General features: G+C 47.9%; 16 protein-coding genes and 2 tRNA genes. 15 read left to right on the forward strand and 3 right to left on the reverse strand.

The window, feature by feature from the left end; translation table 11 throughout:
- Nucleotides 1-169: 169 nt before the first annotated feature.
- The 3 genes from L1N85_RS24085 (at nt 170) to pdaA (ending at nt 1,292) form a co-directional block, all read left to right on the forward strand.
- A tRNA-Thr gene (locus L1N85_RS24085) sits at nt 170-245 on the forward strand.
- Between the two features lie 8 nt (nt 246-253).
- Nucleotides 254-330, forward strand: a tRNA-Pro gene (locus L1N85_RS24090).
- A gap of 179 nt (nt 331-509) precedes the next feature.
- Nucleotides 510-1,292, forward strand: coding sequence for a delta-lactam-biosynthetic de-N-acetylase (gene pdaA / locus L1N85_RS24095; RefSeq protein ID WP_235241577.1), 783 nt, complete (start codon nt 510-512; stop codon nt 1,290-1,292).
- A gap of 77 nt (nt 1,293-1,369) precedes the next feature.
- Here the strand turns inward: pdaA and yhbH are convergent, their stop codons facing one another.
- Complete coding sequence (yhbH, locus tag L1N85_RS24100) at nt 1,370-2,524, reverse strand: sporulation protein YhbH (protein WP_235241578.1); 1,155 nt, start codon at nt 2,522-2,524, stop codon at nt 1,370-1,372.
- 254 nt (nt 2,525-2,778) lie between these two features.
- Between yhbH and L1N85_RS24105 the strand changes: the two genes are divergently transcribed.
- The 12 genes from L1N85_RS24105 (at nt 2,779) to L1N85_RS24160 (ending at nt 21,670) form a co-directional block, all read left to right on the forward strand.
- Nucleotides 2,779-4,152, forward strand: a complete 1,374-nt coding sequence (locus tag L1N85_RS24105; RefSeq protein ID WP_328285279.1) for an aspartate aminotransferase family protein — start codon at nt 2,779-2,781, stop codon at nt 4,150-4,152.
- Nucleotides 4,153-4,156: 4 nt separating this feature from the next.
- Nucleotides 4,157-5,431 (forward strand): M20 family metallo-hydrolase, encoded by a 1,275-nt coding sequence (locus L1N85_RS24110; protein WP_235241579.1) that lies wholly within the window; start codon nt 4,157-4,159, stop codon nt 5,429-5,431.
- Nucleotides 5,424-6,803, forward strand: a complete 1,380-nt coding sequence (locus L1N85_RS24115; protein WP_235241580.1) for an NAD(P)-dependent oxidoreductase — start codon at nt 5,424-5,426, stop codon at nt 6,801-6,803. Before L1N85_RS24110 ends, L1N85_RS24115 begins: the two co-directional genes overlap by 8 nt.
- Nucleotides 6,796-8,100, forward strand: a complete 1,305-nt coding sequence (preA, locus tag L1N85_RS24120; RefSeq protein WP_235241581.1) for an NAD-dependent dihydropyrimidine dehydrogenase subunit PreA — start codon at nt 6,796-6,798, stop codon at nt 8,098-8,100. Before L1N85_RS24115 ends, preA begins: the two co-directional genes overlap by 8 nt.
- A gap of 1 nt (nt 8,101) precedes the next feature.
- Nucleotides 8,102-9,529, forward strand: a complete 1,428-nt coding sequence (hydA, locus tag L1N85_RS24125) for a dihydropyrimidinase (RefSeq protein ID WP_235241582.1) — start codon at nt 8,102-8,104, stop codon at nt 9,527-9,529.
- A gap of 54 nt (nt 9,530-9,583) precedes the next feature.
- Nucleotides 9,584-10,669, forward strand: a complete 1,086-nt coding sequence (locus L1N85_RS24130) for a hypothetical protein (protein WP_235241583.1) — start codon at nt 9,584-9,586, stop codon at nt 10,667-10,669.
- 411 nt (nt 10,670-11,080) lie between these two features.
- Nucleotides 11,081-11,290 (forward strand): hypothetical protein, encoded by a 210-nt coding sequence (locus L1N85_RS24135; protein ID WP_235241584.1) that lies wholly within the window; start codon nt 11,081-11,083, stop codon nt 11,288-11,290.
- Nucleotides 11,291-11,491: 201 nt separating this feature from the next.
- Nucleotides 11,492-16,738, forward strand: a complete 5,247-nt coding sequence (locus tag L1N85_RS24140) for a DNRLRE domain-containing protein (protein WP_235241585.1) — start codon at nt 11,492-11,494, stop codon at nt 16,736-16,738.
- 14 nt (nt 16,739-16,752) lie between these two features.
- Complete coding sequence (locus L1N85_RS24145; RefSeq protein WP_235241586.1) at nt 16,753-17,157, forward strand: DUF4279 domain-containing protein; 405 nt, start codon at nt 16,753-16,755, stop codon at nt 17,155-17,157.
- A gap of 98 nt (nt 17,158-17,255) precedes the next feature.
- Complete coding sequence (locus L1N85_RS24150) at nt 17,256-18,992, forward strand: hypothetical protein (RefSeq protein ID WP_235241587.1); 1,737 nt, start codon at nt 17,256-17,258, stop codon at nt 18,990-18,992.
- Between the two features lie 6 nt (nt 18,993-18,998).
- Nucleotides 18,999-21,122: an RHS repeat domain-containing protein gene (locus tag L1N85_RS24155; RefSeq protein ID WP_235241588.1), complete on the forward strand. Its 2,124-nt coding sequence runs from the start codon at nt 18,999-19,001 to the stop codon at nt 21,120-21,122.
- Nucleotides 21,123-21,157: 35 nt separating this feature from the next.
- On the forward strand, nt 21,158-21,670 hold the full coding sequence (locus L1N85_RS24160; RefSeq protein WP_235241589.1) for a hypothetical protein: 513 nt from the start codon (nt 21,158-21,160) through the stop codon (nt 21,668-21,670).
- Nucleotides 21,671-21,856: 186 nt separating this feature from the next.
- On the opposite strand, the gene L1N85_RS24165 is transcribed toward L1N85_RS24160, so the two are convergent.
- Both L1N85_RS24165 and L1N85_RS24170 read right to left on the reverse strand, forming a co-directional pair.
- Nucleotides 21,857-22,366, reverse strand: a complete 510-nt coding sequence (locus L1N85_RS24165) for an integrase core domain-containing protein (RefSeq protein ID WP_268818460.1) — start codon at nt 22,364-22,366, stop codon at nt 21,857-21,859.
- Nucleotides 22,367-22,526: 160 nt separating this feature from the next.
- On the reverse strand, nt 22,527-23,564 hold the full coding sequence (locus L1N85_RS24170; protein WP_235241591.1) for an HNH endonuclease: 1,038 nt from the start codon (nt 23,562-23,564) through the stop codon (nt 22,527-22,529).
- Nucleotides 23,565-23,691 lie beyond the last annotated feature (127 nt).

Genomic DNA, 23,691 nt, shown 5'->3' on the forward strand with positions numbered 1-23,691 from the left:
CAGCTCAGTTTGGTATGTAAATGGCTGTTCGAATCCTTTGGAATATCATTGTTTTTAACGACGCGGAGTGGAGCAGACCGGTAGCACGCCTAACCTCATAACCCGAAGGCCGCAGGTTCAAATCCTGCCCCCGCAACCAAAACACCTTCATGGTGAATGTAATTAATATGCCGTTGTAGCTCAACTGGTAGAGCAACTGACTTGTAATCAGTAGGTTGGGGGTTCAAGTCCTCTCGACGGCACCAGATTTTCCCGGGACGTAGCTCAGCTTGGTAGAGCACCTGGTTTGGGACCAGGGGGTCGCATGTTCAAATCGTGTCGTCCCGACCATTTAACTCCAAAAAGATAATATTGTATAAGCCGCTTGCTTTACGGTCCTTTGGACGTGTATAGTGAGCGGTTTTTTTTGCAAAGACGGCGTCAGCCGTTAACGCTTGTGCGAGTACATTTGATTATATTGGGGAAATATATCGTGGATAAAAATAAATGAGTAAAGGAGCAATTCTTTGTTGAAGCGCATAATTTGGATAATTGCCTTTCTTTCACTGTTGACAGGAGTAATAGTAAGTCCTGCGGACGTTTTTGCCCAGCAGCCTGGGGCGTATCACTTCGGTTTTAAGAAGAGCGTGAACGGCCAGTTGCCTTCAATAGATAAGGAAGGCTTTAAGGGGATCGTGACGAAGCATGGTGCTTTATTTTTGGGTGATACAAGCAAAAGAGAGCTTTTTTTAACGTTCGATAACGGGTATGAGAATGGTTTTACGATTAAAATTCTCGATGTCCTGAAGGATAAAAGAGCGCCTGCAGCTTTTTTTGTAACCGGTCATTATGTAAAGGATCAGCCGGAGCTAATAAAAAGAATGGCATTGGAAGGTCATATTGTCGGGAATCATTCCTGGAGTCATCCGGATATGTCCCAGTTGTCAGAGGGACAAATCAAAACGGAGCTTGATAAAGTAAAGGATCAAGTGCTGCTGCTGACGGGGCAGAAGGAAATGCAATATTTACGGCCTCCCAGAGGCATCTTTAACGAACGCGTGTTGGCAGCAAGTAAGCAATTCGGATACACGAATGTATTTTGGTCGGTCGCCTACAAGGATTGGGACGTTAATGCTCAGAAAGGCTCGCAGTTTGCGTATAATCAAGTCATGAAGCAGCTCCATCCTGGTGCGATAATTTTGCTGCATTCGGTTTCAAAGGACAATACCGAGGCTCTCGGCAGCATTATCGATGAAGCTCGTCGACAAGGCTATGAGTTCAAAAGCTTGGATGAGCTTAGGGTGAGTGGATAACGATTATTCCTGATCAAAAATTAATTCCCATAAAAAATCCCGCTGTGCGAGTCATGCTTGCGCAGCGGGATTTTTTATTATGCGCCGGTCACTTTTTTCGAAAAGAAGGTCTTAAGTGCTTTATAAACCTCGCCCTTCTCCTTGATTACCGAATACATGAACTTCTTGTGGTTGATGTGCTTATAGGCCGACATCAGAGTGCTGCTTCGGTTATATTGATTGACCTCTCCGTAGCCGAACATATTGCATCGTTCCATTAATTGTCCGATAAGCTTTACACAGCGCTCGTTATCTGAAGTAAGGTTGTCACCGTCGGAGAAGTGGAACGGGTAGATGTTCCAATTAGCTGTCGGATAGCGGCTATCAATAACCTCTATAGCCTTCTGGTATGCGGAGGAGCAGATGGTGCCGCCGCTTTCCCCACGGTTGAAAAATTCCTCCTCGGTTACTTCCTTGGCTTCGGTATGATGGGCGATAAACACGATCTCGACATGCTCGTATTTACGGCGTAGAAATCGGGTCATCCAGAAGAAGAAGCTGCGTGCGCAATATTTCTCGAACGATCCCATACTGCCAGAGGTGTCCATGAGCGCAAGAATGACAGCATTGGATTGCGGCCTGATGATTTCGTTCCACGTTTTATAACGGAGATCGTCAGGAGAGATGCCTCCGATGCCGGATTTGCCGGCATTCGCGTTTCGTCGCAGATTTTCGATTAATGTACGCTTCTTGTCGATGTTGGACATAATGCCTTTTTTACGGATTTCGTGAAATACGATTTCGGTCGTCTGCATTTGATCCTTTTGCTTTTGTTCTAAGTTCGGCAGCTCCAGCTCCTCGAACAGCATATCCTCGAGCTGGTCGATATTGATTTCGGTATCTACGACATCCTCTCCAGGCTGATCGCCCGCATCCTGCCCCTTGCCCGGCCCCTTTGCTGCTTGTGGATCGACACCTAATACATCGCCTACCTGTGAGTCTCCGTCGCCTTGTCCGACGTGCTGCTTCTTGTTGTAATTATAAATAAAATGAGATTCGTCGAGACTTTTGATCGGGACTTTGATCGTACGACGGCCATCAGATAAGACGATGCTTTCGTCGGAAACCAGATCGGGAAGGTTTTGCCTAATTGCCTCGTGTACCTTTTCCTGGTGTCTGGCTTGATCCTCATAACCTTTGCGGTGAAGCGACCAATCCTCACGGGATACAACAAACAGCTTTTCTGAATCCAATTCCCTCACCTCGCTTATTTCCTTCTTGTTATTCAATATATTCAAGAGCAGAGCGGTTATGTGAACGAAAAACTGCCCAATCCTAGCAATCTAGCGAATAAGTTGTATGGGCGGCTTTGGCGGCGGCCATCGACAAAACGATTTAGGAAGATGCGTCGAAGTAGTTGCATAAGCTTGTAGTAGGATTGCGGCATGTCAGACACGCGATCCGTTCAACTATAAAAGCGGCAGCCGTTAGGGAGGGAATGCGGCATATGGACGTAAATGAAGCAGCAATGGATCAGGCAGAGAAGGAAGCGCTGCTGAAGAAGGACCGCAAATATTTATGGCATCATATAACCCCCCATAACGATAACCCGATGGTGATCGTCTCGGGAGAGGGGAGCTGGATTACCGATGCGGACGGAAATCGGTATTTGGATGGCATGTCCGGACTATGGTGCGTCAATGTAGGGCATGGACGGGCGGAAATCGCTGAAGCGGCTGCCGAGCAGATGAAGAAAATCGCTTATTCCACCCTTATCCAGTCCCATGTGCCTGCCATTGAGCTTGCTGCCAAGCTGAATGAATGGCTGGAGGGCGAGTACCGGATTTTTTTCTCCAATTCGGGGTCGGATGCCAATGAAGTCGCCTTCAAGATCGCCCGTCAATATCATCATCAACGCGGAAAGCCGAGCAAGCATAAGTTTATTTCACGGCACCGGGCTTATCATGGCAATTCAATGGGGGCGCTTGGGGCAACCGGCCAGGCGCAGCGCAAGCTGAAATATGAGCCGCTTGGCGTCGGATTCACGCATGTTCCTCCTCCGTATTGTTATCGTTGTCCTTTTGGTATGACTAAGGGGGAATGTGAGGTGCAATGCGCACAGGCTTATGAGGATGCCATCAGATGGGAAGGAGCAGAATCTGTCGCAGGCATAATCGTCGAGCCGGTTATTACAGGCGGCGGCATGATCGTGCCTCCTGATGAGTATTTAATGAGGCTGAGAGAAATTTGCGACAGGCATGACGTATTGCTCATTGTGGATGAGGTGATTTGCGGCTTCGGCCGCTCGGGAGAGAAGTTCGGACATCACAACTTCGGGGTAAGGCCTGATATCGTGACGATGGCCAAAGGCCTTACGAGTGCATATTCTCCTTTATCTGCAACGGCCGTGTCCGCTGTCATGTACGAAAGCTTCAAAGCGAGCGGAGCAGACAGTCACTTTCGACATGTGAATACGTTTGGCGGCAATCCTGTCTCCTGCGCAGTGGCGCTCAAAAACATTGAAATTTTAGAACGCGAGCAATTAGTCAGCCGTTCTGCTTACATTGGAAACGAGCTGCTTAAACGGATCGATACGCTTAACGGGCATCCGCAGGTTGGAGAAATTCGAATTTTCGGTTCTGCGATCGGTATCGAACTGGTGACAGATAAGACTACGAAGGAGCCAGCGAATGCTGCCGTTGTGTCTGCCATCATCGGGGGCTGCAAGCAAAAGGGGCTGTTGATCGGTAAAAACGGCGATACGGTACCGGGGTTTATGAATATTTTGACGCTCAGCCCTCCGTTATCCGCAACGGATGAGGATATCGCTTTTATTGCGGATACGCTGCTCCAAGTGTTTGAGGCTAATGGGGGAGGTTGAAGGAATGAAGCTCAAACCTTCATTAAGCATTAACGCCGAAAGGCTGCACGCCCGAATCGGGGAGCTTGCGCAAATTGGAAAAATCGGCGATACCGGCGTATGTCGTTTAGCCCTGACGAAGGAAGACCGCGAAGGCGTAGAGCTTGTAAGGAGCTGGATGGAAAAAGCGGTGATGAAGACCCGGATCGATCCGTTCGGAAATTTAATCGGTGTGCTAGAGGGGCGCAATGCTGCTGCTCCGGTACTAATGTTAGGCTCTCATGTCGATTCGCAGCCCTATGGCGGCAGGTACGACGGAGTCATTGGCGTGTTAGGTGCTATTGAAGCTGTACAAACGCTGGTTGAATCCGGCATCCAGCCGGAAATGAACATAGAGGTTGTCGCTTTCTGCGATGAAGAGGGCTGCAGATTTAATAAGGGACTGTTCGGTGTTAGGGGAATGACCGGAAAGCTTGAGGACGGTGAGCTTGAGCGAACCGATAAGCATGGCATGACCCGGCGGGAAGCGCTGCTGGAGTTCGGCTGCGATCCTGCGGAAATTGAATCGTATGTCTTTGAGGAAGGCAGAATTGCAACCTTTCTGGAGCTGCATATCGAGCAGGGCCCGGTACTTGAAGCGATGGGCCAGCCCATTGGAATCGTCAGCGGCATATCCGGTCCGGTATGGTGGACGGTTGAGATGACAGGCTTCGCCGGCCATGCGGGCTCTGTACCGATGCCGATGCGCCAAGATGCGCTGGTCGGCTGTGCCAAGGTGATTGTGGGCTTGAATGAGCTTGCGAAGGAAATCTCCGATGCTCCGACGGTTGGTACGGTCGGCTCGCTCTCGGTATTTCCCGATTCAAGGAACATCATTCCCGAAAGGGTCAGCTTTACGGTTGACTTCCGGGATATTGAGCTGGTCCGAAGAGACCGGCTCGAGGAGCGGCTTCGTACGCTCATTGAGGAAGCTTGCCGGGAGCATGGTCTGACGTATACGATCCGCGAGGATACGAGGAGCGAGCCGCGTTTTTGTGCGGACTGGATCAAAGGACTGCTGTCGCAGGAAGCGGCAGAGATGAATCTGGCGCCTCCGGAGCTCATGAGCGGTCCCTTTCACGATTCGTTAACGATGTCGTATGTATGCGACTACGGGATGATATTTGTGCGCTGCAAGGAAGGAATCAGTCATAATCCGAAGGAATATGCGGCGCCGGAGGATATCGAGCTAGGGGCGGAGCTGCTTTACCGGGCGGCGAAAAAAATAAGTGAATGCAAAAGGGGGGATGCGCATGGGTAAGAGCTTGAATGTGAATGCGACATTCATTCCTTCCGAGTCGCTAAGGCGGAATTTTGCCGAGGTGAAGGCGGGAATGCGGCCGATGGAAGCGATTGAGGAATCGAATCGTTGTCTCTATTGCTATGATGCGCCCTGTATAAAGGCATGTCCGACAGGCATTAATATTCCGTCCTTTATAAAAAAAATCGCCTCGGGAAATATGCTGGGCTCAGCTCGTGCGATTATGGATGCCAACCCGGTAGGCGCTACCTGTGCGAGGGTGTGCCCGACAGAGGAGCTTTGCGAAGGTGCATGTGTGCTGAATCATTCGTCCAAGCCGATTATGATCGGCGATTTGCAGCGTTACGCAACGGACTGGGCGATCAAAAACGAGCAGATGCTGTTTACGGCTGGTCACAGCAACGGTATGGCGGTTGCCGTGATCGGGGGAGGGCCGGCGGGGCTGTCTGCGGCGCGTGAGCTGGCCCGGTTCGGGTTTGCCGTCACGATATTCGAGGCGAGGGAGCAGGCTGGCGGTCTCGATACGTACGGGATTGTTTCCTTCCGCTTGCCGCAAAGCATCTCGTTATGGGAGGTAGAGCAGGTAAGAAAGCTTGGCGTCGATATTCGGACGGGCGTGAGGGTCGGTACGGATATTAGCACGGCGGAGCTGCTGGAGCAGTATGATGCGGTTGTACTGGCGATCGGCATGTCGAAGGTGCCGATGCTAGGCATTGATGGGGAGCAGTTGGAAGGGGTCTACGATGCGATTGATTTTGTGGAAGTGACCAAAACGGAAATTAAGACCGATCTGGTCGGCAAAAGAACAGCGGTAATTGGAGCGGGAAATACGGCGGTAGATGCGGCAACGTGCTCGGTGAGGCTTGGCGCCTCGAATGTGAAAATGGTGTATCGACGAACTAATGAGGAAATGACCGCTTATGACTTTGAATTTGAGTTTGCCAAACAGGATGGCGTAGAGTTTGAGTGGTTGACGGCGCCTGTTCGTATCATCGGGGACGAAAACGGCAGGGTGAAAGGGCTTGAATGCATCAAAATGCGGCTGGAAGCTTCGGAGGACGGGGGAAGGAAGCTCCCGGTACCAGTGAAGGGCTCAAACTTTACACTTGCGGTGGAGGCTGTAATTAAGGCGATAGGCCAAACGCGTCATTTGTCTTTGATCGAGCAGCTTGGCATCGAACATAAGCGTGGCATTGTCACTGTGGATCCGGACACTTATCAAACATCGAACCCGCACATATATGCTGCGGGAGATGTCATTTTCGGAGAAGGCCAAGGCGAGGCTATGGTGGTGTCGGCCGCACAGCAGGGCAAGCTTACCGCATATTCGATCTACAATACGCTAAGTGCAGGGAGGGAACGCTATGGCTGATTTACGTATTAATTTGGCAGGCATATGTTCGCCTAACCCGTTTTGGCTGGCATCGGCTCCGCCTACCAACACAGGCTATCAGGTACAGAGAGCCTTCGAAGCGGGCTGGGGCGGTGCCGTATGGAAGACGCTTGGCGATCCGATCATCAATACATCCTCCCGATTCGCAGCGGTTCATTTTAACGGCCAGCGTGTAGCTGGCTTCAATAATATCGAGTTAATTACCGACCGGCCGCTGGAGGTGAACCTGAAGGAAATCTATGAAACGAAAAAAAGATTTCCGAATCATGCCTTGGTCGTTTCACTCATGGTCGAGCCGAAGCGGGAGAAGTGGCATGAAATTGTAAAAAAGGTGGAGGCCATCGGAGTTGACGGCTTGGAGCTGAACTTTGGCTGTCCGCACGGCATGGCGGAGCGGGGCATGGGCGCGGCTTCAGGGCAGCAGCCGGATCTTGTTGAGATGCAGACCATGTGGGTGAAGGAGGCTGCAAAAACACCCGTCATCGTGAAGCTTACACCCAACATAACGGATATTACGACAACCGCCAAAGCCGCGGTCAGAGGCGGAGCGGATGCGATATCGCTCATAAATACGATAAACTCGCTGGCTGGCGTAGATATCGATACCTGGAATACGATTCCGCATGTCGGAGGCAAGGGGGCGCATGGCGGATACTGCGGCCCGGCCGTGAAGCCGATCGCGCTCAATATGGTGGCCGAATGCGCTCGAAGCCCTGAGGTGGGCGTTCCGATCTCCGGCATTGGCGGGATATCGAGCTGGCGGGATGCGGTCGAGTTTTTGCTGATGGGCTCTACGGGGGTGCAGGTATGCACGGCGGCCATGCATCACGGCTTCAGCATTGTCGAGGATATGATCGACGGACTGAACAATTATTTGGATGGAAAAGATCTTCATTCGGTGAATGAGCTAATTGGCAGGTCGGTTGAACGCTATTCGGATTGGGGCGATCTTGATCTTAATTACGCGGTAGTCGCACGAATAGAGCAGGACAACTGTATCGTTTGCAACAAATGTCATATTGCTTGCGAGGACACATCGCATCAGTGCATTGAGCGGCATACGGACGTTAACGGTAATGGCTACCTAAAAGTCCGCGAGGAGGATTGCGTAGGCTGCAATTTGTGCTCGATTGTGTGTCCGGTGGAGGGGGCGATTTCGATGATTGAAATTCCGACGGGGGAGCTGCCGCTCAGCTGGAATCAGCGGCAGGCTGCGATCGGTGCGACCGGTTCGGGCAACGATTCAGAGGATTCCGGCAAGAAGGAGGCGGTTTAGCATGGCGGCCAAATTGATCAAGAACGGAATGATTGTAACGGCGGCGGATACGTATGCGGCGGATGTGCTTATAATGGAAGGAAAGATCGCCAAAATCGGCTTCGGCTTGGAGGCCGAAGCGGATGAGGTAATCGACGCTTCCGGAAAGCTTATTTTTCCGGGGGGGATCGATCCGCACACGCATCTCGATATGCCGTTCGGAGGCACGGTGACGGCGGATGATTTCGCTTCGGGCACTCTGGCAGCGGCATTCGGCGGCACGACGACAATCGTCGATTTCTGTTTAACGAGCAAAGGGAAGCCGCTTAGCGAATCGATTGCCGATTGGCATGCCAAGGCGAGCGGGAAAGCGGTGATCGACTATGGTTTCCATCTGATGATTGGGGAGATCAATGACGATGTGCTGGCGGAGCTTCCGGTAATTGTAAAGGATGAGGGGATTACGTCTTTAAAGGTATTCATGGCTTACAAAAATGTGTTTCAGGCCGATGACGGCACTTTGTTCCGAACGATGCTGGCCGCCAAGGAGCTTGGAGCCATGGTGATGGTGCATGCCGAGAACGGCGATGTAATCGAGTTTTTAATTGATAAAGCGCTGAAGGAAGGGAACACTGAGCCGATCTATCATGCGCTGACAAGGCCTTCCGTGATCGAGGGAGAGGCAACGGGACGTGCGGCTAAGCTTGCAGCGCTTGCGGGAGCGCGGCTATATGTCGTTCATGTCACGTGCGCCGAGGCGGTGCAGCAGATTTCCGAGGCCCGCAGTCTTGGCGCAGATGTCTGGGGAGAGACCTGTCCGCAGTATTTGGTGCTGGATCAGTCTTATTTGGAAAAGCCGGATTTCGAGGGAGCAAAGTACGTCTGGTCGCCGCCGCTTCGCGAAGCCTATCATCAGGATGTGCTGTGGAATGCGCTGAAAAGCGGTCAATTGCAAACGATCGGCTCCGATCATTGCTCGTTTAATTTTGACGGACAGAAGGATCTCGGCCTTGGCGACTTCAGTAAAATCCCGAATGGAGGCCCGGTCATCGAGGATCGTTTGTCATTGCTCTTTTCGGAGGGAGTGAAGAAGGGGCGTATTACGCTCAATCAGTTTGTCGATCTGACCGCGACGCGAAATGCGAGGCTGTTCGGCTTATTCCCGAGGAAGGGCACAATTGCGATAGGCAGCGATGCTGATATCGTCATCTTTGATCCGGAAGCGGAGCGTGTTCTATCGGAGGAGACGCATCATATGAACGTGGATTATAACCCATTTGAGGGGATGAACGTAACGGGCGTTCCAATTAGCGTATTGTCGCGGGGCGAGTTCGTGATACGCGACCGGCAATTCGTGGGAGCCGCGGGTACGGGCCGCTATTTGAAGCGAACGCCGTACAGCACAGTTGACAATACAGTGCCGGCTGCGAACGTTAAGATTAAGCTTTAAAAGTATCCGCGGGAATGGACTCAGTTCTTTGGTAATGTCATCCTGGACGGGCGCATGGAGAACTTCACCATTATCGATCATCCGGAAGTTGACGAGTTCATCCAGTTTAAGAATTACAACTGGAAGTGCGCGCCGATGACTCCAAAGAACCGTGTGATGGACTTTCGCCTACTCTATATGACCCGTTCCCTCGGCATGAAAGATCCTGAAGGTCTCGATCCTGATTCCATGGCGTTAATCGATTCGGTACGGCCGACAATCGAGAAGGCCCGCTTCGAACCAACCACTAAGGACTGTATGGAATGCGCCTTGGAGGTTGCTCGCGCAACATGGCCGACACTGATAGAGTGGATGGAGGCAGATGGACAGTCGCCTTCCGAATCGATGTTTGGTTTTCCTGGTGATGCTGACGATCCGAATGTCTCTTGGGGAGATCCGGAAGAAGTCGAAAAAAACGTCCTTCGCGTGAAGATTCGGATCCAGGCGGCTGAAAAGCCGGAAGACTCAGACTCTGGCAGCGGCGAGGACGAGGAAAAGGACGAAATTGTTCGGGCGATTGCTTTCTTGTCCGGCGAGCTTCCGGTATTTGTTCATCTTTTCTCTTTTGGAGCTGATTTAAACGTTAGCCTCCATCCTACGGATGATCTGGCGATCCGCGATATAAGGAGCATCTGGAGCAAAAACAAATTCGACCCGGAAGAGGATGGTTCAATCGTCTTCTCTGTACGATTGAACGGCGAAGCGGGAGAAGGAAAATGGACGCTTACGGATGAAGGCGGGCTTATCAGCAGCCGCGGCGAAGAGCTGCTCGGTTTCTCCATCTACACACCGGCTGCGGATGAACAAGCTGCTTCTTCTGAAGACGCCGGCGGCCCTGCAGATGGAGGTATCGATTGGAACCGGTATGAGCTCACCGCTCAGATTGTTGCGACGCAAGAACTCACCATCGATGACGATTGCACTCAGATCGACTGGAACAGCATTGAGGAGATTACCTCGACAACGCTGATCTTCGTCCGGGATGTCCTGCATGATATCGTCTTCGATGTGGATGTCGAGGATATGGATGACGAAAGGATCATCGCGGCCGTCGTCCATGCCGTCAGGATGCACGAGAAGGAGTATGAATCCAATGTGTAAGGAAAATGTCTGCTACTACTGCGATTCTTCCGAGCCGGCGGTTGCTACCAAGTTTGCTAAACCGATATGGTAATCGTGCAATAATCTAACGGTTCATGCGATCGTAAAGCCCGGTACATCGGAGGAGGACAGAGCAGAGTTGCTGCGCATGACATTCTTACTACGGTACGCTCAGAAGAAGCGGGAGAAATCAATTGAGCAGTTCATAATACCATCCGGTCTTATATCAAATTATCGATGGGGAGTGACTTCTACAATGAAAAATATTGCGAAGATTGGTCAGTATCTTGTAAAGAAGTTTGTGTAACGTGGTTGGTAAGCCTTTATGCGATACACGCAGTTTCTCGACCTCTCCGGCGGGATGGGCCGCGGAGCTATGAATCATGATATCCAATTAAAGGTCACGGTCTATTGTTAGGACCGTGGCCTATTTATATTCAAAAAAACGAAGATGTCGGTGCTTCTATTGCGGCTGCTGCACCGGGTGAATCCCAGCGTGTACCGCAGAAGAAAAACCTCGTCGCAGATATCGGGGAAATTCCGAACAAACTTCCGAAGACGAAGCTTGAGTTGACGAGCAAACGGACGAAATATTCCACTCGGTTTCTCAATCCTGACTAAAGCTTTACGGAAGAAATCTATCTGGAACAACAATTCTATCAAGATTCTACGGATAAAAAATGGAAGAAGATTGACAACAAACTGAAAGCAAGCTCTAAAAAAACCGGCAAGTTTGAAAATACAGCAAACGACTTCAAAGCGGAGTTTGCGGAATCAGGCGGCACGGATGAGCTTGTTTCCGTTGAAAAGAACGGAAAAAGCGTGTCTTTGAAGCCAGTTACTGAGAAAAAACCGGCTGGTAAAACCAAAGACAACGAGATCACGTATAACGATTTATTTCCGAACGCGGATGTGCGCTATAGTGTCAAAGGCAGCGCCGTAAAGGAAGACATCATTCTCAAATCTTATGCTGATCAAAACAAATTTTCCTTTGAACTAAAGTTGAAGGATGTAAAAACGGTAATTGAAGACGGCATCATTTTCATCACTGATCATAAGGGAAACAAAATCTGGTACTTTGAAGAACCATACATGACCGATGCAAACGGAGCTTATTCCGATAAGGTCGCCTTGAAACTTCGTGAAGAGAACGGAAAAACTTATATTGACGTAGTTGCGGATCAGGCTTTCCTGCAAGATCCCGCAACAAAATATCCCGTAACGATCGACCCTACGATCGACAGTTGGAATGTTCAACGGGATAATTTTGTATCCAGTGCATTTCCGACTTCCATCTATTCCAGCGGTAATTCCATGTACACGGGTTATGACAGTTATTTTGGAACAACTCGATCACTGGTTAAATTCTATCTGCCGGCCTTGCCTAGCGACAGTAAAATCACAAGCGCCAATGTTAATGCGTACCAAACCAAAGCAGACGCCACCAACGTGTCTATCGATCTGTTCCGCTCGACCGGCAGTTGGACAAGTTCGGTCACATGGAATACGCAGCCTGCCGTCGGAGCGGCTCCGGAATCAACGACAACCAATAATGCATCCAACGCGTATTGGCAATGGGATATTACGCAGCTGGCGAAGGATTGGTACAACGGTGTTCAGCTGAACTATGGATTCATGCTGAAGCAGCAAAACGAAGCGACTTCGCCGTACCGCGCGTTCAATACGGTAAACAGCAATACCAACACGCCGCGGCTCACCATTCACTATACGGTCGATCCGATCGGTTTGGAGAGTTTCTGGGGCTATACCGAGGATGGGGTTAACCCGGCCAACGGCAACCTGGTTCTTCAAGGAACCGATCTTTCCATTCCGGGACGCGGCGTTCCGGTAAGCATCACTCGCGCGTACAACAGCCGCAAATCTTCGGTTGCCGGCATGTTCGGTTACGGATGGTTCAGTAACATCGAAACGAGACTGGTCGTTGCGGGAATAGGCCCGATTACCTTAATTGACGGAGATAATACGCGCCACATATTCGGCGAGAAGATTGGCGGGGGATATATCGCAGCCGGCGGCGTTTATTTGACATTGGTCAAGAACACCGATGGAACGTATACAATCACGCAAGCCGACCAGACCAAAATCAATTTCAATACAAGCGGAAAGATTAGTTCCATCGCGGATACGAACGGAAACACCACAACATTCACGTATGATGTTTCCGGGAAGTTAACCTCGATCAAAGACGCATCGGGACGAACCGCCACGATTGCGTATGGAACGAACGGGTATGTCTCCGGCATTACCGACCCGGCAAACCGGACCGTCTCTTATACGTACGATGCGTCCGGAAATCTGACCAAGGTCACGGATGCTGCGGCAAACAGCGCCACGTTTGCTTACGATACGGCCCATAAACTGACGGGCATCACCGATGCGCGCAACATCAAAACCACGATCGGTTATGATGCGTCGAATCGGGTAAGCGGCATCAGCCGTCCGATCACCATCAATGGGGTGGCGGCAACAAGCGCAACGAGTTATTCATACGATACGGTGAATCGCGTGACGGCAGTCACCGACGGGGAAGGCCGGCGGGTGGACTACACTTACAATCCGAACGGCAATGTCGTCCAGATCGCGGAAAACCCGCTCGATGCGGTAAACAAAGCGGTCACGACATTCAGTTACGACAACAACAATAACTTAACCCAAGTAAAAGACCCGAATGCCAATAAGACGAACGGAACGGAAGCTTACGTTTACACCTATGATGCCAACGGCAATATCACGGGTGTACAGCTTCCCGCAGGCCAAAAAAGTTCGCAGACCTACGACAGCCGGAACAATCTGATTACATGGCAGGACTTTAACAGCAACGTCGGCTTGTTTGATTATGACACGCAAAACAATCAAACGGAATCGACCGACGCGAATGTTCAAACGTCCGCTCAGCGGTATGCTGCCAACGGAAACCTGCAACATTTCACGCATCCGATGTCCGCGGCGGACAACCTCGTAGCCAACTCCAGTTTTGAACTGGACAATAATCCTGCCGACAACTGGCCGGACAATTGGAAGCAGGAGATCCAAACAGGAACAACGGCTGCCTACGCATGGTCCACAACTTCGAAATTCGGCAACAAAGCGGTGGGCATTTCCAACCCGACAGGATGGGCCCTGGTAAGTTCGGATCTGTTTCCATATTCTGCAACAGACAAATATGTGGTAAGTGGATACGTCAAAACATCCGGGATTACCAATACGGCCGTCGTGAAATTGGCATTTTTTAATGCCACAGGCGGATATCTGGGTGAAAAGGCTGCTTATCAATTAAAAGGAACCCATGATTGGACGCGCATTCAGGCCGTTATTGACAGCGCGCCGGCTGGAACAACGCAAGTGAAAGTTTCTGTGGGGCTCAACGCCGGATCGGGAACGGTTTACTTTGACGGTATTCAGCTGGAAAAAGGTACGGTGCTCAGCGCTTACAACCATGTGGAGAACTCCAGCTTTGAACGGAATTCCGGCGCTGCCGATAAGGTTCCATCGGGCTGGGCCAACAGCGGCAACCTGTCCGCAAATGACGCAATTTACCAAAACGCCACAGGCGAAGATAACGTCTATCGCGGAACTTACTCCTTCAAGCTGACCGGCGAGAAGACCAAAAACAAATTTATCAAGCAACGCATCAACCTTTCCGGCGATGCCACCACGCCGCTCACTTTATCCGGTTGGTCGAAGCAGGTTGGCGCGGATGTCAACGGCGGCTACTATAATCTGCAAGTCCAGCTCAATTATACGGATGGAACGGTAGGAACGTTTGCGAATCATTTCAGTAAAACGGCAGCAGACTGGCAGCATGTGGCGGCGCAAGTAAAACCGGCCAAAGCATTCAATTCGGTGGATGTGTTTTATCTCTATTACGATCAATTGGGAACCGCCTGGTTTGATGCGATGCGATTGGAAGTTGGGGCGTCTCATACCTTCAACACCTATGATGCAGGCGGGAATTATCTGACTGAAGTAGACAATCCAGTTGGCAATAACATGAAATTCGGCTATGATGCTGTTGGAAATAAAACAAGCATCACTGACGGAAAAGGGCTGACAACATCGTTCGCGTACGATGCCCGCAATCTGCTGACCAAAGTAACCGATGCGAACCTTGGGGTTACTGCTTATGGCTATGACGGTGCGGGCAACCGGACAACCGTTACCGATGCTAAAAACAATGTGACAACGTACGGTTACAACGAATTTAACCAAGTTTCCAGCATCACCAATCCGTTGAATCAAAAGATTCAGTTCGGGTATGATAAAAATGGAAATAATACAAAAATCATTTTCCCGAAAGGCGACACGGTTTCTTACGCATACAACGCGTTGAACCGCATGAATAGCATATCCCATAATGGAATCAAGAAATGGGATTTTGCTTACGATGCGAACGGGAATATGACATCTGCGACCGATTCCGCAGGCAAATCGACGACGTACACTTATGACAAGAACAATCGCGTCACCCAAATGGCTAAAGGCGCATCCAACAAGATGGATTACGCCTACGATTCGAACAGCAACTTGACGTCGTTGACTGCAACTGCCGGAACGGCTACGGTTTCTACCGGATTTACTTACAATCCGCTCGATCAGTTGGTGGCGCTATCCCGAAACGGCGTAAATCAAGCGAAGTTCGTTTATGATGAGCGGGGCAACGTCATTTCCGTATCGTATTCGAACGGTACGTATACCGCGTTCGAATATGATGACGCGAACCGCTTGAAGTCTGTTAAGAATTACAATAAGGCGGGTGCCCTGTTGGATTCGTACACTTACACGTACGATGCTAACAGCAACGTTACGAGCGTTATTACAAATGTTGGTACAATTTCGTATCAGTATGACAGCTTGAATCAGCTGACGCAGGAAACGTTGACGGATGGAACGACCATTTCCTACACTTATGATAAGGCAGGAAACCGGACATCCAAGGCGGTAACCAAAGGCACCAATACCACGACAACGAATTATACGTATGACACAGGCAACCAGCTAACGGCAGTAAACGGCCAAGCGTATACGTATGATGCGAACGGGAATTTGACAAGCAATGGAACGAAAACATTCATCTACGATGTGGAAAATCGCCTGGTCGAAGTGAAGAGTTCGTCCGGAGCAAGTCTGGCCACGTTCACTTATAACCATGAAGGCAAACGGACAAGTATGACCACTGCCAGCGGTACGGTCTATTTCCATTACAATGGGGACAAGGTTGTATTTGAAACAGATACGAATAACAATATTGTTGCAGAGTATACTTGGTCCGAGCAGGGGTCGCCAGTAAGCATGACAAGAGGCGGGGCCACATATTACTACCATGTTAACGGTCATGGTGATGTTACCGCCTTGACTGATTCTAATGGTAATGTAGTTGCCGAGTACCAGTACGATGCGTGGGGGAACATCATCGCTGAGAGCGGGACATTAGCTGCAGTAAACCCTTACCGCTACGCAGGTTATCGATATGATGCGAATACCGGATTGTATTATCTATCCTCTAGATATTACGATCCGAGCATCGGGCGGTTTATTACCCCGGATAGTTTCCAAGGATTCGAAGATGATCCAAAATCGCTTAATAAGTATGCTTACGCTAATGGAAATCCGGTCCGATACGTTGACCATGATGGTACTTGGGTTTGGTTAATATTTAATGCCGCAATGGCGACTTATGATGGTTACATGGCATACAAAAAAGCGAAAGCAGAGGGCAAAAAAGGCTACCAATTAGCACTCGCTGTTGGATGGGCGGTTGCCGGAAGTTTTATAAAGGTTGGTAAGGTATTTAAATATTTAGATTTTGCCAAGACACAAAAAAGAGTCAAACTAGACTTTCAATTATTTGGAAGTAGTATAAAAAAGATTGATGACAAATATTTAAAGAGACAAGGTATCGATGCACATCAGTTAAAAAAGGATATTCTAGGAAAGAAAGCACCGATAGCGGAATATGATCTATATGCAGATCAGACTACAAAACAAATTTATATTTTTAAGAAAGGCGGAAAAGGAGAAGGAATTCCTACTGGGGAATTCCTAGATTAGGGGTGAATAATAAGATGGATAAGATTATGCATTCTAAGGTATCAGTTGAATTTAGTATAATTGGTAATACGTTTGATCCAAATATTATTACAGATACAATATTAGTTAATCCAACAGGATTTTATTTGAAGGGCGAAATAATTCGTGGTATAGAAAAGAAAGAGACATGTTGGTTTTTGAGTACAGGTTATGAAGAAACATTAGATGTCAAAGAGCAATTCAAAAAGATACTGCGTGTGATTAAAGATAAAACAAATGATTTTAATCAATTAAAGAGTCAATACAATTTAGATTATAAGTTCTTTATTGTTATCGGAATTGAGCAAAATCAAACACCAGCAATTTATTTAGATAACGAAATTATAGAGTTTGCCAATGGAATAAAGGCAGAAATAGATTTTGATCTTTATATTTATTAAATAATTATGATTGGAGGCATGCTCTTTAAGCTTGCCTCTTTTTTAATTGGACGGGGATGATCTGTTACTGCGTCATAATAAATCGCGGTAATTGGTTAATGTTCGTCGCGTCCCTGGTCGATGCGGGGACGGGCCCGATTACCTTAATTGACGGAGATAATACGCGCCACATATTCGGCGAGAAGATGGGCGGGGGGTATTACGCTGCCGGCGGCGTTTATTTGACATTTGTCAAGAACACCGATGGAACGTATACAATCACGCAAGCCGACCAGACCAAAATCAATTTCAGTACAAGCGGAAAGATTAGTTCCATCGCGGATACGAACGGAAACACCACCACATTCACGTATATCGTCACGGCAGTCACCGACGGGGAAGGCCGGCGGGTGGACTACACTTACAATCCGAACGGCAATGTCGTCCAGATCGCGGAAAATCCGCTCGATGCGGCAAACAAAGCGGTCACGACATTCAGTTACGACAACAACAATAATTTAACCCAAGTAAAAGACCCGAATGCCAATAAGGCAAACGGAACGGAAGCTTACGTTTACACCTATGATGCCAACGGCAATGTCACGGGTGTACAGCTTCCCGCAGGCCAAAAAAGTTCGCAGACCTACGACAGCCAGAACAATCTGATAACATGGCAGGACTTTAACAGCAACGTCGGCTCGTTTGATTATGACACGCAAAACAATCAAACGGAATCGACCGACGCGAATGTTCAAACGTCCGCTCAGCGGTATGCTGCCAACGGAAACCTGCAACATTTCACGCATCCGATGTCCGCGGCGGACAACCTCGTAGCCAACTCCAGTTTTGAACTGGACAATAATCCTGCCGACAACTGGCCGGACAATTGGAAGCAGGAGATCCAAACAGGAACAACGGCTGCCTACGCATGGTCCACAACTTCGAAATTCGGCAACAAAGCGGTGGGCATTTCCAACCCGACAGGATGGGCCCTGGTAAGTTCGGAGCTGTTTCCATATTCTGTAACAGACAAATATGTGGTAAGTGCCTACGTCAAAACATCGGGGATTACCAATACGGCCGTCGTGAAACTGGCGTTTTTTAATGCCACAGGCGGATATCTGGGTGAAAAGGCTGCTTATCAATTAAAAGGAACCCATGACTGGACGCGCATTCAGGCTGTCATCGACAGCGCGCCGGCTGGAACAACGCAAGTGAAAGTCTCTGTAGGGCTCAACGCCGGATCGGGAACGGTTTATTTTGACGGTATTCAGCTGGAAAAAGGTACGGTTCTCAGCGCATACAACCATGTGGAGAATTCCAGCTTTGAACGGAATGCCGGCGCTGCCGATAAGGTTCCATCGGGTTGGTCAAACAGCGGCAACCTGTCCGCAAATGACGGAATTTACCAAAATGCCGCAGGCGAAGACAACGTCTATCGCGGAACTTATTCCTTCAAGCTGACCGGAGAAAAGACCAAGAACAAATTTATCAAGCAACGCCTCAACCTTTCCGGCGATGCAACCACGCCGCTCACTTTATCCGGTTGGTCGAAGCAGGTTGGCGCGGATGTCAACGGCGGTTACTATAATCTGCAAGTCCAACTGAATTATACGGATGGAACGGCAGGAACGTTTGCGAATCATTTCAGTAAAACGGCAGCAGACTGGCAGCATGTGGCAGCGCAAGTAAAACCGGCCAAAGCATTCAATTCGGTGGATGTGTTTTATCTCTATTACGATCAATTGGGAACTGCTTGGTTTGATGCGATGCGCTTGGAGGTCGGAGCGTCTCATACCTTCAACACCTATGATGCAGGCGGAAATTATCTCACCGAAGTTGACGATCCTGTTTGAAATAACATGAAATTCGGCTATGATGCTGTTGGAAATAAAACAAGCATCACTGACGGAAAAGGGCTGACAACATCGTTCACGTACGATGCCCGCAATCTGCTGACCAAAGTAACCGATGCGAACCTTGGGGTTACTGCTTATGGCTATGACGGTGCGGGCAACCGGACAACGGTTACCGATGCGAAAAACAACGTAACAACGTACGGTTACAACGAATTTAACCAAGTTTCCAGCATCACCAATCCGTTGAATCAAAAGATTCAATTCGGATATGATAAAAATGGAAACACAACCAAGATCATTTTCCCGAAAGGCGACACGGTTTCCTACGCTTACAACGCGTTGAACCGCATGAATAGCATATCCCATAATGGTATCAAGAAATGGGATTTTGCTTACGATGCGAACGGGAATATGACATCCGCGACCGATTCCGCCGGCAAATCGACGACGTACACTTATGACAAGAACAACCGCGTCACACAAATGGCTAAAGGCGCATCCAACAAAATGGATTACGCCTACGACGCGAACAGTAACTTGACGTCGCTGACTGTAACTGCCGGAACGGCCACGGTTTCAACAGGATTCATTTATAATCCGCTCGATCAGTTGACTGCACTATCTCGAAACGGCGTAAATCAAGCCAAGTTCGTTTATGATGAGCGGGGCAACGTCATTTCCGTATCGTATTCGAACGGTACGTATTCAGCATTGAAATACGATAATGCCAACCGCTTGAAATCTTTGAAGAACTACAATAACGCGGGTGCACTGCTGGAATCGTATAACTACACGTACGATGCTAATCATAACATCACCAGCGTGGCAACCGGTGCCAGTACGATTACGTACCAGTACGATAGCCTGAATCAGTTGACGAATGAAACGCTGGCGGACGGAACCTCCATTACCTACACTTATGATGCGGTAGGAAACCGGACATCCAAGGCGGTAACCAAGGGCACCACAACAACGACAACGAATTATACGTATGACGCTGCCAACCAGCTTACGGCTGTAAATGGCCAAGCGTATACGTATGATGCGAACGGGAACCTGACAAATAATGGTTCCAAGACGTTCGTTTACAATGCGGAGAATCAGCTGATCGAAGTTAAGGATTCTGCAGGAACATCCTTGGCTAAGTTCACCTATGATCATGAAGGTAAACGGACGAGCATGACCACAGCTTCTGGAACAATTTATTTCCACTATAGTGGAGATAAGGTCGTTTATGAGACAGATGCTAATAACACCATCGTTGCCGAATATATTTGGGATGCCCTTAGTAGACCAGTAGCAATGATAAAGGGTGGTACAACCTATTACTATCACTTAAACGGTCATGGTGACGTAACGAAGCTCACAGATGCGAATGGTAATGTAGTAGCTGAGTATCAGTACGATACCTGGGGTAATATTACCTCACAAACGGGTACGATGGCTTCGTCTAACCCGTATCGCTACGCAGGTTACCGCTACGATCAAGAAACTGGCTTGTATTACCTGATGGCAAGGTTCTATGATTCGAATGTTGGGCGATTCGTTACAAGGGATACGTTCCATGGTTTTGAGGATGATCCTTTAAGCTTAAATCTATGTGCATATGCCAAGAATAATCCAATCGTATTTGTAGATCCAGATGGTCATAATCCTATTTATATTAAATCTACGTTGTCTGGTGCCGCAGCTGCATATTTATTACCTAAAGGATATACTCTATCGTATAATATGTTCTTTCATGCCCTTTACGGTTTTGGATTTTCAGAGAAATTGTTAATAAGCAAAATAAAAAGTTCAGCTGAGTTTACTTCCATTATTAAGGGATATATTAACAAAGCCGTAGCGCAGAATCAAAGCACGTTTTTATATCTTAATAAAAGTTATGAATTTGCAAGTGGAGATTTATACTATGCACTTCAGCATATAACTTATAACGCTTATGGAGTACGTGAAGGCGGAAAATGGAAGGTAGGTATAAGGATCATGGATAAGTACGATTTTACCCAATTCAGGAAACCAATAACGAAATTCGCTAATGCAGCTAATAACCTTGGTTATGTTTCTCAGAAAGTCGGAATCATGATGCCATATGATGTCAATGTTAGGTTTGATTATTACTATTAAAAAAATTTAATTCTGACTAATTCGTTATGGGGGTTATGATGAGTTCCAGAAAATATAAAATATTGGGGATATCAATTATATTGCTGTTATCAATCAGTGCATTATTCTCGTATAATCGCTTGTATAATTGGAATCAAGTACTATTTACGGAATACGGATATTGGGATAACTGGGCAAGGATTTATAATTTATCTATACCTAAACCCAAAGAAATTGTATTGGTTTTTGATGGTTTTGGCCCTTCTGGAGAAGGTGAAGTATACGGAATTTGTATATATGACAGTAATACAATTCAGGAGGTACAGAAACTTGGTATTTGGAAAAAAATAGATAGTAATGAAGAAAATGAAATTATAAGCAAAAGAGTTGAAAGTTTTAAAAAAATGGTTTTGAACTTTAAAGTACCTTCCAATCCATTTCAAAAATATCCAATTGAACTAAATAAAAGTTCATTATATTATCTAAAAATAAACAATGATGGAAGTTGGTTACTAGCCTTACTTTCATTAAATGAAGCAAAAATTTATGTTATGGAAGCAGGTATGTAGATTTTTATAGATTGAAAACACATGCCCCCTGAGAGTCCTGGTTTTTTAACCAGGACTTTCTTGTGCGCTTGGCAGTGCATCCGGTTAAACACCCTTATTGTGGACACTGCACCTCTTATTCGATATCGATCGTAGAATTGCTTTAATTTGCTGCCATTTACTCTAAAATGGACGTTTCGAAGATGATCAAACTTTAACTTGTTTCGGCTTCACCGTCCCTTGCTTGACTGCCTCCCTATATTCATAGGGAGATAAGTCATAGATGCTGCCATGAATACGGATGCGGTTATAATCCTGAATAAACTGACTCACAATCTCATAGGCATGTAGATAAGACTCAAATTCATGGCGCTGGTAACATTCCAATTCAATGATGGCATGGTAGGATTCAATGTGCGCATTTTTATTTGGCGTTTTAGGCGGAATACGCTCGTGGACCATGCCAAACTCCGTACAAGCCTCTTCAAACCGATGGCTGATAAACTGTGGACCATTATCGGAACGTATGACCGGCTTATCCTCTTGATCAAAGAGCTGGCGCTTCATAAGTGTTTCCTGCGTGATCTGAACCAGATGCTTGGCTTCACAGGTCAGTCCAATATGATAGGCGACGATGGCGCGATCAAACACATCTATTATGCACATAAGGAAGAAGAACCGCTGCTCACCTTGAATCCATCGTGAAGTAAGAGGCAGGGCGTAGTCGAACTATTTCCCTGCCTCTCCTTCCCGAACCGGACTTGCAGTAGAGTAGGCACCCAGCGAGTTGCTATCCGAGGATAGTACTTTTCCAAATGCCCCTCTCAGAACGGAGCGTGCAAGTTTCCTATGCACTCCGCTCGTCAGTGATTAGCAGTCAGCCGACAGCATGTTTTGCTACTTTGTTACCATCATATTTACCCGAGTGGATTTTAGCGTGGCATTCATGACATACGGCGAGCGTCTTTCTTCTCATCGCAATCATGCGCTTCATCCATTCGGGTTTGTCTGTTCTACCGTTATTTTCAAGGTCTTTCAGCTTCTTGATGTGGTGCATTTCGATGTTTCCTTTAGCTCCACATAATTCACATGTGTCATTCAACAATCGGTCAATCAGTTGGCTCTTGATGCTGAACACTTTCCCTATTGGTGGAGCATCCACAATGACGGCATCTCTCTTGTATCCGAGCTTAAACCCTCCGAAATAAGTGACCAGCGGCATTTTTCCTTCGCGTTTCACTTCAGTTTGAAGCACTTTATAGCTTTGTCCATCTGTTTCGCGAGTCGTTTTGTACTTCTTGAATATTCTGCTAACGGTCGTTTTAAACTTATTCGCGAGCGTACGCGCTAAAGACACTTCCATCGTTCGCTTGAGACTATGCAACTGATGAGCGTTGTAAGCAAGCAGATAGTACTGAGCAAATCCCCTAAACTCTGACTGGTATTGGGCAATAATATCAAAATCAGAGTTGATCGTTCGTTCTTTTCGATGTGTAGGTTTACCGCCCTTTTTGTATTGCTTTGCTTTATCCTTTATCTTCTCATCTGGAACGCGGAAACCAATCACTCCATTAATGCTACGTTGTCCTCGTCTGTCATGCTTCGAATCCTCTTGCAACACATGAATATCATAGCCAAGAAAACGTGCTTTTTCCGTCTTCGCATGGGTAATCAAGGTTTTCTCTTCACTGAGCTTTAGCTTTAATTCAGTGGCAAGAAAGATTTTAATTTCTTCTTTGACCTTGATCGCTTCCTGCTTCGGACCAGAAAAGCCGAGTAGCCAGTCGTCCGCGTAACGGATATAATGGAGACGTCTGAATGCTGGATCGTTGGTATCTTTGGAAGGCATGGATTGTCTTTGTTTGTGCAGTTCTTTTACTGTCTTCCAGTCCTGATGCCGTGTGTATTTTTCCATCTGTTTACGCAGCGCCTTATAGGCTTTATTCCGGTGTTTGTCAAGATAGTTGTCGCGAATATATGAAAATAAGATAGCTATGTTTAAGCTTTTTGCTCAGCTTGAATAGGGGTCGCTTTTTCCGGAT

The sequence above is a fragment of the Paenibacillus alkaliterrae genome (assembly GCF_021532375.1).
Classification (GTDB): domain Bacteria; phylum Bacillota; class Bacilli; order Paenibacillales; family Paenibacillaceae; genus Pristimantibacillus; species Pristimantibacillus alkaliterrae.